At 70.8% G+C, this 12,802-nt stretch carries 11 protein-coding genes; 8 read left to right on the top strand and 3 right to left on the bottom strand.

Going from position 1 to position 12,802, the window contains the following annotated elements; all coding sequences use genetic code 11:
• Positions 1-22 precede the first annotated feature (22 nt).
• Together ACFVQ0_RS04840 and ACFVQ0_RS04835 are read left to right on the top strand one after the other, a co-directional pair.
• Positions 23-1,171 carry a sensor histidine kinase gene (locus ACFVQ0_RS04840; protein ID WP_390084566.1) on the top strand — a complete coding sequence of 383 codons (1,149 nt, stop codon included), beginning with the start codon at positions 23-25 and terminating at the stop codon, positions 1,169-1,171.
• Positions 1,168-1,872: a response regulator gene (locus ACFVQ0_RS04835; RefSeq protein WP_390084565.1), complete on the top strand. Its 705-nt coding sequence runs from the start codon at positions 1,168-1,170 to the stop codon at positions 1,870-1,872. The genes ACFVQ0_RS04840 and ACFVQ0_RS04835 overlap by 4 nt, the downstream gene beginning before the upstream one ends.
• Positions 1,873-1,887: 15 nt before the next feature.
• Here ACFVQ0_RS04835 and ACFVQ0_RS04830 read toward each other — a convergent pair whose 3' ends face one another.
• Entirely contained in the window at positions 1,888-2,952 is a 1,065-nt protein-coding gene (locus ACFVQ0_RS04830) for a biotin/lipoate A/B protein ligase family protein (RefSeq protein WP_390085388.1), read from the bottom strand.
• Positions 2,953-3,103: 151 nt separating this feature from the next.
• On the opposite strand from ACFVQ0_RS04830, the gene ACFVQ0_RS04825 reads away from it, so the two are divergent.
• Entirely contained in the window at positions 3,104-3,799 is a 696-nt protein-coding gene (locus ACFVQ0_RS04825) for an AroM family protein (RefSeq protein WP_390084563.1), read from the top strand.
• A gap of 8 nt (positions 3,800-3,807) precedes the next feature.
• Here the strand turns inward: ACFVQ0_RS04825 and ACFVQ0_RS04820 are convergent, their stop codons facing one another.
• The gene (locus ACFVQ0_RS04820) at positions 3,808-4,590 is read right to left on the bottom strand and encodes an IclR family transcriptional regulator (protein WP_390084561.1); all 783 of its coding nucleotides are present in this window, start codon (positions 4,588-4,590) and stop codon (positions 3,808-3,810) included.
• A gap of 253 nt (positions 4,591-4,843) precedes the next feature.
• On the opposite strand from ACFVQ0_RS04820, the gene ACFVQ0_RS04815 reads away from it, so the two are divergent.
• Genes ACFVQ0_RS04815 through ACFVQ0_RS04805 form a run of 3 tightly spaced genes read left to right on the top strand, consistent with a single transcriptional unit; the run spans position 4,844 to position 9,049 of the window.
• Positions 4,844-6,475, top strand: a complete 1,632-nt coding sequence (locus ACFVQ0_RS04815; RefSeq protein WP_390084559.1) for an OPT/YSL family transporter — start codon at positions 4,844-4,846, stop codon at positions 6,473-6,475.
• A gap of 56 nt (positions 6,476-6,531) precedes the next feature.
• Complete coding sequence (locus tag ACFVQ0_RS04810; protein WP_390084557.1) at positions 6,532-7,596, top strand: DUF917 family protein; 1,065 nt, start codon at positions 6,532-6,534, stop codon at positions 7,594-7,596.
• The gene (locus ACFVQ0_RS04805; protein ID WP_390084555.1) at positions 7,589-9,049 is read left to right on the top strand and encodes a M20/M25/M40 family metallo-hydrolase; all 1,461 of its coding nucleotides are present in this window, start codon (positions 7,589-7,591) and stop codon (positions 9,047-9,049) included. Before ACFVQ0_RS04810 ends, ACFVQ0_RS04805 begins: the two co-directional genes overlap by 8 nt.
• Positions 9,050-9,081: 32 nt before the next feature.
• Here ACFVQ0_RS04805 and ACFVQ0_RS04800 read toward each other — a convergent pair whose 3' ends face one another.
• Positions 9,082-10,029, bottom strand: a complete 948-nt coding sequence (locus tag ACFVQ0_RS04800) for a methionyl-tRNA formyltransferase (RefSeq protein WP_390084553.1) — start codon at positions 10,027-10,029, stop codon at positions 9,082-9,084.
• A gap of 250 nt (positions 10,030-10,279) precedes the next feature.
• Here ACFVQ0_RS04800 and ACFVQ0_RS04795 point away from each other — a divergent pair, with 250 nt between their 5' ends.
• A complete protein-coding gene (locus ACFVQ0_RS04795; RefSeq protein WP_390084551.1) occupies positions 10,280-11,629 on the top strand; it encodes a lysine N(6)-hydroxylase/L-ornithine N(5)-oxygenase family protein in 1,350 nt (449 codons plus the stop codon).
• 123 nt (positions 11,630-11,752) lie between these two features.
• A complete protein-coding gene (locus ACFVQ0_RS04790) occupies positions 11,753-12,796 on the top strand; it encodes an iron-siderophore ABC transporter substrate-binding protein (RefSeq protein ID WP_390084549.1) in 1,044 nt (347 codons plus the stop codon).
• Positions 12,797-12,802: the final 6 nt, after the last annotated feature.

The following is a 12,802-nucleotide window of genomic DNA, read 5'->3' as shown; positions in this document are numbered from 1 at the left end:
CACGGGAGTTAGGGTGCGGCACATGAACGGCGAAACGGGGGAGAGCGGCCGGCGTGCCCTGCTGCTCGACGCGGCGCTCGCGGTCGCGATCGGGGCGGCGGTCATCGGCGCGGCCTCGGTCGCCTCCGCGCCCGGCGCCCTCGATCTGCTGCTCGTCGCGACCGGTGCGCTGGCGCTGGCAGGGCACCGCCGGGCGCCCCGCACGGTACTCGTCGTCACCACGCTCGCCATGTCCGGCTACGTGCTCCACGCGCATCCGGGCAGCTGGGCGGCGTTCCCCGTGCTCGCCGCGGTGCACGCCGCCGCCCGCAGCGGGCACCGCCTCTGGGGGGTCGCGGCGGGCGCCCTCTTCCTCACCGGCTACTTCACCGTGCTGATGGCCGCCACGACCGCCGCGGAGAACACCGTGGAGCGCACTCTCCTGCTGCTCGGCTGGTTCCTGTGCGCCGGGGTCACCGGGCTCATCGACAAGAATTGGCAGGCCTACCTGCGCCAGACCGAGCAGCGCGCGCTCGACGCCGAACGCGGCCGCGACGAGATCGCGCTGCGCCGGGCGGGCGAGGAACGGCTGCGGATCGCCCGCGAACTGCACGACTCCCTCACCCACTCCATCTCGATCGTCAAGCTCCAGGCGGGAGTCGCCGTCCACCTCGCGCGCAAGCGCGGCGCCGAGGTGGAGCCCGCTCTCCTCGCCATCCAGGAGGCGAGCGGGGAGGCGATGCGCGAGCTGCGCGCCACGCTGGAGGTGCTGCGCACGGACGTGGTCGAGCCCGGCACCGGCCTCGACCGGATCGGTGAGCTGGCCGAGCGCGCCCGCAGCGCGGGCATCGCCCTCGCGGTCACCGTCAGCGGCGACGAACGCCCGCTGCCGTTGGCCGTGGACCGGGCCGCGTACCGCATCGTGCAGGAGGCCCTCACCAACGTGGCCCGGCACGCGGGCCGTGCCCGTACCACCGTCGAACTCGGCTACGGGGAAAGGGTCCTGACCGTGCGCGTCGAGGATCACGGGCCCTGCGTTCCGGGCGACGAGGTCACCGCCGGTACCGGCCTCACCGGCATGCGCGAACGCGTCACCGCCCTCGGCGGCACGCTGGACGCCGCGCCGAGGCGGTCCGGCGGCTTCTCCGTCCGCGCCGAACTGCCTTTGCGTACAGCGGAGTCCACCGCATGAGCGAGGAGGCCGGGGGCCCGGTTCGGGTGCTGATCGTCGATGACCAGGCCCTGATGCGGGCCGGATTCCGGGCGTTGCTCGACGCGGAGGACGGCATCGAGGTGGTCGGTGAGGCGGCGGACGGCCGTGCGGGCCTGGAGCTGGCCCGGCTGCACACGCCGGACATCGCGCTCGTCGACGTACAGATGCCGGTGATGACCGGGATCGAGGCGACCCGGGCCATCGCCGCGGACCCGCTGCTGAGCGGCGTCCGCGTCGTGATCCTGACCAACTACGGCCTGGACGAGTACGTGTTCGAGGCGCTGCGTGCCGGGGCGGCGGGCTTCCTGCTCAAGGACACCGAGCCGGCCGAGCTCCTCCGGGCCATCCGTGTCGCGGCGAGCGGCGACGCGCTGCTGTCGCCCGCCGTCACCCGCAGGCTGATCGGCGCGTTCGTCGCCCGGCCCCCCGACCGGTCCACAGCGCCCGGCTTCGAGACCCTGACCCGCAGGGAACGCGAGGTGAGCGCCCTCGCGGCCCGGGGGCTGACGAACGAGGAGATCGCCGCGCACATGGTGATCAGCCCCTTCACGGCCAAGACGCACATCAGCCGCGCCATGACCAAGCTGGGTGCCCGCGATCGCGCCCAACTCGTCGTGTTCGTCTACGAGTCGGGGCTCGTCACGCCCGGCGAACCGGGGCGCGGGGCGTCCCCGGTCTGACCGGAACGACAGGCCCTACGGCACCCGGGCGGTCCACTCGTCGGTGCCGAACTTGGTGCGGACGAGCTCCTCCGCCCGGTCCTGCTCGTCCTGGCTCACCGTGCCGCTGGTGAGCCCGTGGCGGGTGCGGAACGACTCGATCATGTTGTCGATGACGACGCCGCGGGGGAGACCGGTCTGCCGGCGGAGGGGGTCGACGCGCTTCTTGGCGCTCTTGGTGCCCTTGTCGGACATCTTCTCGCGGCCGATCCGCAGGACGTCGAGCATCTTGTCGGCGTCGATGTCGTAGGACATCGTCACGTGGTGCAGCACCGCGCCCGGCCCGCCGTCGTGCCCCACGACGCGCTTCTGCGCCGCCCCGGCGATCTTCCCGACCTCGGTCGCGATGTCGTTCAGCGGCTGGTACCAGGCCTTGATGCCCATGTCGCCGAGGGCCTCCAGCACCCAGTCGTCCAGATAGGCGTAACTGTCGGCGAAGGAGAGCCCGGAGACGAGGGCGTCGGGCACGGAGAGGGAGTACGTGATGGTGTTGCCCGGCTCCACGAACATCGCCCCGCCGCCCGAGACCCGGCGCACGACGCTCACCCCGTGCCGGGCCGCGGCCTCGGTGTCGACCTCGTTGCGCAGCGACTGGAAGCTGCCGATGATCACGGCGGGTGAGTCCCACTCCCAGACCCGCAGCGTCGGCGGACGCCGTCCGGCCGCGACCTCCGCGGTGATGACCTCGTCGAGGGCCATGTGCAGGGCGGGCGACTGCGGCTGCTCGTGAATGAGCTGCCAGTCGTAGTCGCTCCACTCGGTGGCGTGGGCCAGTGCCCGGCGTACGGCGACGGCGATGCCCTCCGAGGTGAGGCCGAACATCACGGTCGAGGCGGGGAGCGCCGCGTCGATCCGGGCGGCGAGGTCCGCGGTGCCGGTGTTGGCCGGGGCCCCCTCCAGCGCCGTGTCGATGGCGAGGATCGCCTCGTCCGGTTCCAGGAAGAAGTCCCCGGCGACGCGTACGTCGCGCAGGGCGCCGCCCTCGACGTCCAGGTCCACGACGACGAGCTTGCCGCCGGGGACCTTGTACTCACCGTGCACAGTCATGCCTCCACCTCGGGGAACGGCTCGCTGGATGAGCCGGACGCACGCACCGATAACGCGCTTCTCCGCCCGAATCATCCCGCGCCCGCTGTACGTGGCGCCGCCAACGATCTTATTCTGGAACCTGTATCCATAATCTGGAACTCCAGTGAGACGAGGCATCGTGCACACGCTCACCTTCCTGACCATCGGTCAGGCCCCGCGGCCGGACCTTTCGGAAGCCATCGAGGCGCACCTGCCGGCCGCCACGCGCGTACGGCACGCCGGCGTGCTCGACGGTCTGACCCGCCAGGAGGCGGAGCTCCGTCTCGGGGCGGCGCGGGGGCGGGCGACCCTGCTGAGCCGACTGGCCGACGGCGGCGCGGTGACGCTGGACGCGGAGGCCGTCGAGGCGGGGCTGCGGTCGCGTATAGAGCAGGTGGAGGAGGAGGGGGCCGATGTCGTGGTGCTCCTGTGCACCGGCGCGTTCCCCGGGCTGCGTACCCGGCGGGCGCGGCTCGTCGAGCCGGACGCCCTGGTGACGGGATACGTCGGCATGGTCCTGCGGGGCAGCCGTGTCGGAATCGTCGTGCCGCTGCCCGCGCAGATCGCCGAGGCCCGTAAAAAGTGGCGGGCCTTCACCCCCGCGCCCGACTTCACCACGGCCTCGCCCTACGCCGAGGACGACCGGGCCCTGTGCGCGGCCGCTCGCGCCCATGTCGACGCGGGCGCGAACGCCCTGGTGCTCGACTGCATGGGTTACGGGTCACGGCACCGTCAGGCGCTGCGCGCGGCCGGGGTGACGGTGCCGGTCCTGACCCCGGGCTCTGTGGTGGGGGCCGCCCTCGGTCCGCTGCTGAGCTGAGGGCCGCCTCAGCGGGCGGCGTCGGTCTCGACGTAGCGCAGCCAGTACGGGTCGCCGATGCGCTTGCCGACGCGCAGTGCGGCGTCACGGACCGCTCGGCCGAAGCGGGCCGCGTTCCCGTCGTGCAGTTCGGGCGCGGGCAGTGCGATGCCTATGCCGAAGATCTGTCCGGTGTCGCTGTCCAGTACGGCGGCGGAGACCCCGGCGACGTTCGGAACGTACTCGCCGCGCGAGGACTCCCAGCCGTCGGCGCGGACCCGGGCCAGGCAGGAGGTCAGTTCGCCGGGGGTGCGGGGCGCCGAGCCCGTGCTCTGTTCGAGGCGGGCGTCGACGAGTCGCAGCACCTGCGCGTCGTCCAGGCGGGCCAGCAGCGCCCGCCCCATGGAGCTGGCGTAGGCGGGTGCGCGGGTACCGGCCGGGGTGTACGCCTGGAGGGCGCCGGTCGTCCCGAGCCGCATGTGGAGCACGAGCGACTCGGGCCCGTCGAGCACGTCCACGTACCCGGTGTATCCGATGTCGGCGACCAGCCCGGCCAGCTCCTCCTCCAGCAGGGAGGCCGTGCTGCGCGAGGCGCGGAAGTGGTACGACGCCTCCATGACGAGTACGCCGGGGCGGTAGGCGCGGCTTATCGGATCGCGGTCGAGGAAGCCGTAGTCGGCCATCATGCTGAGCGTCCGCGACACGGAGCTCTTGGGCTGGCCCAGGGCCCCCGCGACATCCGTCACGGTCAGATCGCGCTGCAGACGCGCCATCAACCGCAGGACATCGCGCGCGTTGGCGAGTGTGCTCACCGTTCTCCCGCCTTCCCCGAGCTCCCCCGAGTCGTGTCGTCCGATCGTAAGGGGCGCCCGGACGTCTTCGTGACGGCCCTCGGCCGGCCGCTCCGGAGCGCCCACATACCGAGAACCGGGGCCGTGCCCTTGACGGCGGACTGCGTCATATGGATGATCCCAGGAGATCCGAATATTCAAACCGTGTTCCATATTTTAGAACTTTCCCAGGCGACCGACAAGGCGCCCACCCGCACGGGAGCACCGAAGACCCATGAGCACTGACGCCTCGCCCCAGGCAGATACCTCGCACCCGGCGAGTGAGGGCCGAAGCCATCCCCGCGCCCTCGCCCCCGGCAATCTGATCCTCACCGTGGTGCTCAGCGTGTTCGGCGCGATCGTGGGGGTGCAGCTGCTCGCCACGCTCGGCGTCACCCCCAGCACCTCGCTGATCGGCGCGCTCGCCGCGATGACGCTGGCCCGCGTGCCGCTCGTCTGGTTCCGCGGCTTCCGCTCGGTGCACGCCCAGAACCTCGCGCAGACGAGCATCTCCTCTGCCACGTTCGGCGCCGCGAACAGCCTGTTCCTGCCGATCGGCATCCCGTTCCTGTTCGGGATGGACAACATGATCATCCCGATGCTGATCGGGGTCGCCGCCGCGATGCTGGTCGATGCCTGGCTGCTCTATCGGATGTACGACACCCCGGCCTTCCCGGCGAAGAACCCCTGGCCGCCCGGGCTCGCTGCCGCCCAGGCCATCAAGGCGGGCGACGAGGGCGGCCGGCGCGCCAAAGTGCTCGGCCTCGGCCTGCTGACCGGGCTGGCCGGCGCCGCGTTCGCGCTGCCGATGTCGGCGTTCGGTGTGGCCATGATCGGCGGGTTCGCCGCCATGGCCGCCTTCGGCGTCGGACTGCTGTTCAACCAGTACGCCGACCCGCTGTTCGGCCTCGACCTCAACTCCATGTACCTGCCGCACGGCATGATGATGGGCGCGGGTCTGGTCGCCCTGGTCCAGGTCGGCCGCACCATCATCAAGGCCCGGCGCGCCCCGGGGAGGAGCGGCCGCGCGGCCGGACCGGCCGGCTCGGCGGAAGGCGCACGGCGTCTGGGGCGCTCCATGCGGCTGGGCTTCGGCGCCTACCTCGTGATCTCGGTCCTGCTGGCGTTCGGCACCGGCGCCGCCACGCACATGAGCCCCGGCATGCTGATCGGCTTCCTCCTGTACGCCTCCGTCGCCGCGTTCCTGCACGAACTGCTCGTCGGTATCGCCTCGATGCACTCCGGCTGGTTCCCGGCCTTCGCGATCGCCCTGATCACCCTGCTCCTCGGCATCCTCATCGGCTTTCCGCCCGAGGCACTCGTCGTGCTGTCCGGTTTCACCGCCGCGACCGGTCCGGCCTTCGCCGACATGGGGTACGACCTCAAGGCGGGATATCTGCTGCGCGGCGAGAACGCCGACCCGGCCTTCGAGCTGGAGGGCCGCCGTCAGCAGCTGATCGCCGCGATGATCGGCTTCGGTGTCGCCATCGTCGTCGTCCTCGTCTCGTACCGGATGTTCTTCGACAACGGGCAGACCGCCCCGATCGACGCCGCGTACGTCGCCGCGATCAAGGCGGGCCCGTCCGCGGAGACCGCCCGGCACCTCGCCCTGTGGGCGATCCCCGGCGCGATCGTGCAGCTGATCGGCGGCTCGAAGCGCCAGCTCGGCATCCTGCTGGCGACCGGGCTGCTGATCACCACACCTATGGCCGGCTGGATGGTCGCGGCCGGTATCGCCGTCCGGGTCCTCGCCCCGCGCGTCCTCGGCCCGAAGGCAAAGGACGACCTGGAGGTCTTCGCCGGCGGCGCGATCGCCGGTGACGCCCTCTACTCGTTCGGCAACGGCGTGTTCAAGGCCGCCAAGTAGCCGGACCCCCGCACTTCCTCTCGCACCCCTGTACAGAACCACCCTGGGAGACCCCCGTGAAGCGACAGTTGACCCACGACGACATCCGCGCGGCCGTGTACGGCGGTGCCGTACTGGGCGGAGGCGGCGGCGGTTTCGTCGAGCGGGGCCTGCGCACCGCCGAACTGGCCCTCCAGATCGGCGTGCCCGAGCTGTGGACGGCCGACGAGTTCGCGGCCGACGACCTGACCGCGACCGTGGCCCTGGTCGGCGCCCCCGCGGCGCCCGACCCGCAGGTGCTGCCCACGCACCTGCTGCGCGCCCTGGAGCTGCTCCGCCGTGAGCTGCCGCGCCCGCTCGTCGCGATCCACACGAACGAGAACGGCGCCGAGACCACCATCAACGGCTGGTTCCACTCGGCGATGACCGGCCTGCCCGTCATCGACCTGGCCTGCAACGGCCGCGCCCACCCCTCCAGCGTGATGGGCGCGATGGGCCTGCACCAGGAGGAGGGCTACCTCTCCAGCCAGGGCTACGCGGGCGGCAAGCCGTACGCGTACGTCGAGGGTTCGGTGGCCGGCCGACTGGAGGCCACGTCGAACGTGGTCCGGCGTGCCTCCGTCGAGGCCGGCGGCTGGGTGGGCGTCGCCCGAAACCCCGTCGAGGTCGGCTACGCGGTACGGAACGGCGCGCCGGGCGCGATCGGCTTCGCCATCGAGCTGGGCCGGCGCTTCCTGGCGGACGGTGCGTCCGGCGCCGCCCGGCATCTCGGCGGCGAGATAGTCGTGACCGGCACGGTGCGCGAGTACCGCTGCGAGCAGCGGGAGGGCCTGGACGTCGGCGTCGCGGTCCTGGACGACGCCGCGAGCACCACCCTGTACATCGTCAACGAGTACATGGCGCTCGACGTCGACGGTGCCCGCCGGGCCTCCTTCCCCGATCTGATCACGACGTTCGACGAGGCCGGGCAGCCGCTCGCCTCGGCGGACGTCGAGGTCGGCAAGCAGGTAGGCGTCCTGGTCGCTCCGGCCGAGAACCTCCTGCTCTCCCGGACGATGTACATGCCCGAGGTGTACGCGCCGGTGGAGGAGCTGCTCGGCATCCGGTTCGCCCCGGCCGCGAAGGTACTCGCCGATGCCTGAGCGGGTTCAGGACGGTGTCGCCGACCCCGGTCCCGTACGGGAATTCTGTGACGCCCAGTGGGAGACGGAGGTGCTCCCCCTCATCCAGCAGCACATCCGCGTCCCGGCGGTCAGCCCCGCGTACGACCCCGACTGGGAGGCCCGCGGCCACCTAGACCGGGCCGTCGACGCGGCAGCCGCCTGGCTGCGGAACGTGCCACTGCCGGGTCTGCGGGTGGAGGTGCTGCGCGCTCCCGGACGTACGCCGTTGATCTTCTTCGAGTTGCCGGGCGAGGGCGTGCGGGCGCAGGAGACCGTCCTGTTCTACGGCCATCTCGACAAGCAGCCCGAGGGCGACGGCTGGACGGAGGGCCGCACCGCGTGGGAACCCGTCTTCGAAGGCACCCGGCTGTACGGCCGCGGCGGCGCCGACGACGGGTACGCGCTGCCCGCGTCGGTGACCGCGGTGCGGGCGCTGGCCGAACAGGGCGCGGCCCGGCCGCGCTGCGTCGGTGTGTTCGAGGCCGGTGAGGAGTCGGGGAGCCCCGACCTGGACCACTGGTTCGCCCAACTCGCGCCGCGCATCGGAGAGGTGGGCCTCGTCGTCTGCCTGGACTCCGGCGCGGGCGACTACGAACGGCTCTGGCTGGTCACGTCGTTGCGCGGGGCCTGTGGCGGAACGCTCGACGTGCGGGTCCTCGGCGACGGCGCGCACTCCGGAGACGCGGGCGGTGTGGTGCCGTCGTCGTTCCGGGTGCTGCGTCAGTTGCTGGACCGGCTGGAGGACGGAGCGACGGGAGCACTGCGCCCGGACGTACTCCACTGCGAGGTGCCGGACGAGCGCCGCGTCCAGACACGTGAGGCGGCGGCGCTGCTCGGCGAGCGGGTCTGGGGCCGCTTCGACTGGCACGGGAACGCCTCCCCGGTGACGCGCGATCCCGAGGAGCTGCTCCTCAACCGGGCCTGGCGCCCCAGCCTGGAGGTCACCGGAGCGGACGGGATTCCCCCGGTGGCGTCGGCGGGCAACGTGCTCCGTCCGCACACCCGCGTGAAGCTCTCGCTCCGGCTGCCGCCCGCGGTGGACAGCGCGGCGGCCCTCGCGGAGGTCGGCCGGATCCTTGAGGCGGACCCGCCGTACGGCACGGCGGTCCGGTTCACGCCCGACCCGGTCCTCGCCGACGGCTGGCACGCGCCCGCAGAACAGCCGTGGCTCAGAGCGGCGCTGTCGGCGGCGAGCCGGGCCTGCTTCGACGGGGCGGACGCCGCCCGGATCGGGCAGGGCGGCACGATTCCCCTGCTGGGGAAGCTGACCAGGCAGTTTCCCGGGGCCCAGTTCCTGGCGTGCGGAGTGCTGGGCCCGGGCGCGAACGCCCATGGCCCGAACGAGTCCCTCCACATCCCCTACGCGCGACGCCTCACCGCCGGCCTGTCGCTGATCCTCAACGACTACGCCCTCCGGGACCGGAATGAGTGAACCGGTCCGCCGGGACCGGACAAGGCACGGCCTCAGGGGCGGCCGGTGAGGTATCCGCCCATGGAGGTGAAGTACTCGGTCGCGGGCAGCTCCCGGCCGTCCTCGGTGCGCACCCGGGTGATGGCGAGACCGTGGTTGAGGCCCGTGCGCGCGTCGGAGCCGGCGACGATCACGACTCCCTCGCCCTCGCGGTAGAAGACGCGGCCGGGCGTGCCGCCGTACCGGCCCTCGGACACGACGGCGGACACCACCTCCAGCCGCTTGCCGCGGTGGAAGGTGAAGGCGTTCGGGTACGGCGACGTCTGGGCGCGGACCAGCCGGTCCAGCACCTCGGCGGGCCAGTCCCAGTTGATGCGGATGTCCTCCTCCGCGCGCTTGTGGAAGAACGTCGCCTGCGAGCGGTCCTGCCGGGTGAACTCCGTCTGCCCGGAGGCGATCAGGTCCAGCGCGCCGATGGTGACCGGGGCGATCAGGTCGACGGTCTTGTGGAACAGGTCCACGGAGGTGTCGCGGGGCTCGACCTTCACCGCGCGCTGGTCCACGATGTCGCCCGCGTCGAGCACCTCGTCCATCATGTGGGCAGTGACGCCGACTTCGGTCTCACCGTTGATGAGCGCCCAGATCAGCGGCGAGAACCCGGCGTACTTCGGCAGCAGCGAGTCGTGGACGTTGAGCGTGCCGTGCGGGGGCAGGTTGTAGACGCGCGGCGGGATCCAGGTGCGCCAGTTGTTGGCGACGATGATGTCCGGAGCGGCCTCCTGGAGCAGCCGGAAGAGCTCCTCGTCGTCGGGCCGGTTGCGGATGATCACCGGGACGCCGTGCTCCTCGGCCAGGTCCGCTACGGAGTCGCTCCAGATCTTCTCGTACGCGTGCTCGCTCTTGGGATGCGTCACGACGGTCACCACGTCGTGCTCGGACTCCAGGAGGGCTCGCAGGGTGCGGTGGCCCCAGGTCTGGTAACCGAACATGGCGACCCGCATGGGGTTCCTCCTCAGGTGAGCGACTGATCGACGCCAAGTAAAGCAAGCCTTACCTAATGATGCAACGGGCCCTGATTTCTGGTGCGTTAGGTAGGACGCCTGGTGATTGGTCCGGTTTTGTCTGGTCGACAGACCTGTTGAAGTCAGGTTAGCTTTACCTAAGTTCGACTGGCTGCCGCTTTCGGTGTGCCCGCGTCCCGTTCTTTTCGTCCACGCCTGACAGGCGGCTGTCCCGCACGATGGGAGTGACATGTCACAGGTTGATCCTGGCGACGCACCTCTGATCCACGACCTCATAGGAATCGGCTTCGGGCCGTCCAATGTGGCCCTGGCGATCGCGCTCAGCGAGCACAACGCGCGAGTGGGCAGGCAGGAGGCGGTCACGGCACACTTCTTCGAGCGCCAGCCCGCCTTCGGCTGGCACCGCGGCATGCTGATCGACGACGCGACGATGCAGGTGTCGTTCCTCAAGGATCTGGTGACGCTGCGGGACCCGTCCAGCGAGTACACCTTCCTGCGCTACCTGCAGAGCAGGGGCCGGCTGATCGACTTCGTCAACGGCAAGAACCTCTTCCCGCTCCGCGTCGAGTTCCACGACTACTTCGAGTGGGCCGCCGCGAAGGTCGACGACATGGTCAGCTACGGCCACGACGTGATCTCCGTAGAACCCGTCCTGCGTGACGGAGTGGTGGAGTACGTCGATGTGACCGCCCGCTCCGGCACCGAGACGGTGGTCCACCGCGCCCGCAACCTCGTCGTCGGCACCGGGCTGCGCCCGCTGATGCCGGAGGGCGTCGAGCGCACAGACCGGGTCTGGCACAACTCCGACCTGCTGGCCAAGGTCGACGCGCTGGAGGGCACGGAGCCCGCCCGGTTCGTCGTGGTCGGCGCCGGGCAGAGCGCCGCGGAGAACGTCGCCTACCTCCACCGCCGCTTCCCGCGCGCCGAGGTCTGCGCGGTCTTCTCCCGTTACGGCTACAGCCCGGCCGACGACAGCAGCTTCGCCAACCGGATCTTCGACCCGGAGGCGGTCGACGAGTACTTCACCGCCCCGGACGACGTCAAGCGCAAGCTGATGGGCTACCACGGCAACACCAACTACTCCGTGGTGGACATCGACCTGATCGACGACCTGTACCGCCAGGCGTACCAGGAGAAGGTGCTCGGCACCGAGCGGCTGCGCTTCATCAACATCTCCCGGCTGACCGGTGTCGAGGAGGCCGGGGACAAGGTCCGCGCCACCGTCACCTCCCTGGTCAGCGGCGAGGAGAGCACGCTGGAGGCCGACGTCGTGGTCCTCGCCACCGGCTACAGCCCCGTCGAACCCCTGAGCCTCCTCGGCGACGTCGCACGCCACTGCCACCGCGACGACGAGGGCCGGGTCCGGGTCGAGCGCGACTACCGCATCGCGACGGACGACGAACTGCGCTGCGGCATCTACCTCCAGGGCGGCACGGAGCACACCCACGGCATCACCTCCTCGCTGCTGTCCAACACCGCGATCAGGGTCGGCGAGATCCTCGACTCGATCGTCGAGCGCGGCCTGAAGAGCGCCTCCGAAGGCACCCGTCCGCTCGCCGGCGGCGTCGCCGCGCCCTGACCCACCACCCCTGTTCCCGGCCCGTCATCGGTCCGCCCCCCACATTTCGCCCCGCCCGCCGCTCGTACGGCAGTACGCGGCGTGCCCGGCACGCACAGCGAAAACCCCCTGAAAGGAACATCCGTGTCCACTGGTACACGCCCCGCACTGACGCGGCTCGTCAGATTCGCACCCCGAGTGGCAGTCGCGGCCGTCGCCGCCGTCGCTCTGGCCGCCTGTGGGGGCGGCAACGACAAGGCATCGTCCAGCGCCTCGGCAGAGGCGGGCGCGAAGTCCGGTGCCTTCCCGGTGACGGTCCAGCACAAGTACGGCAGCACGACGATCGAGTCGGAGCCCAAGCGGATCGTCACCCTGGGCCTCTCGGACCAGGACGCGGTCCTCGCGCTCGGCATCAAGCCCGTCGGCTCCGTGGACTGGTTCAAGGAGAAGCCGTACGGCAAGTGGCCCTGGACCAAGGCCAAGTGGGGGTCCGACACGCCGGACATCGTCGGTGAGCGCGACGAGTACAACATGGAGAAGATCGCCGCGCTCAAGCCGGACCTGGTCATCGCCCAGTACTCCGGGATGAAGAAGGAGCAGTACGACACCCTCTCCAAGTTCACCAAGGTCGTCGCCCAGCCCAAGGGCCTGCCCGACTACGGCGCCTCCTGGCAGGTGATGACCCGGCAGATCGGCGCTTCGCTCGGCAAGAAGGCGCAGGCCGAGAAGCTGATCACCGGCATCGACGCCGACTTCAAGAAGGTCCGGGACGAGCACCCCGAGTTCGCCACGAAGACCCTCGCCGTGGCCGACAGCTTCGAGGCGGGGAAGTACTCCGCGTTCACGAAGACCGACCCCAAGTCCATCTTCTTCTCCGAGCTGGGCTTCAAGCTGAAGCCGGAGATCGACAAGCTGGCCAAGCCGGGCTGGAACGCCGCCGAACTCAGCTCGGAGAAGCTGAACGTGCTCGACGTCGACCGACTGGTCTGGGTGACCTCAAGCACCGACGCCAACGACCGGATCAAGGCCGAGCCGCTCTACAAGAACCTCAAGGTGAGCAAGGACAAGCGCGACCTGTTCGTGCCCTACCAGGACCCGGACATCGGCGCCGCGTTCTCCTTCAACACGGTCCTCTCGATCCCCTACGCGATCGACGAGATCGTGCCGCTGCTGACCGCCGTCAAGTAGCCCACC

Origin of the sequence: Streptomyces sp. NPDC057900 (genome assembly GCF_042887885.1) — a bacterium.
Lineage (GTDB): Bacteria > Actinomycetota > Actinomycetes > Streptomycetales > Streptomycetaceae > Streptomyces.
Note: the sequence above shows the minus strand (reverse complement) of the source record. Positions and strands in the feature narration are given on the sequence as shown.

Excerpts from the sequence above, each read along its gene's own strand:
- ACFVQ0_RS04795 (WP_390084551.1), top strand. The coding sequence starts at position 10,280 with ATGTCACAGGTTGATCCTGGCGACGCACCTCTGATCCACGACCTCATA.
- ACFVQ0_RS04805 (WP_390084555.1), top strand. The coding sequence starts at position 7,589 with ATGCCTGAGCGGGTTCAGGACGGTGTCGCCGACCCCGGTCCCGTACGG.
- ACFVQ0_RS04815 (WP_390084559.1), top strand. The coding sequence starts at position 4,844 with ATGAGCACTGACGCCTCGCCCCAGGCAGATACCTCGCACCCGGCGAGT.
- ACFVQ0_RS04835 (WP_390084565.1), top strand. The coding sequence starts at position 1,168 with ATGAGCGAGGAGGCCGGGGGCCCGGTTCGGGTGCTGATCGTCGATGAC.
- ACFVQ0_RS04840 (WP_390084566.1), top strand. The coding sequence starts at position 23 with ATGAACGGCGAAACGGGGGAGAGCGGCCGGCGTGCCCTGCTGCTCGAC.
- ACFVQ0_RS04800 (WP_390084553.1), bottom strand. The coding sequence starts at position 10,029 with ATGCGGGTCGCCATGTTCGGTTACCAGACCTGGGGCCACCGCACCCTG.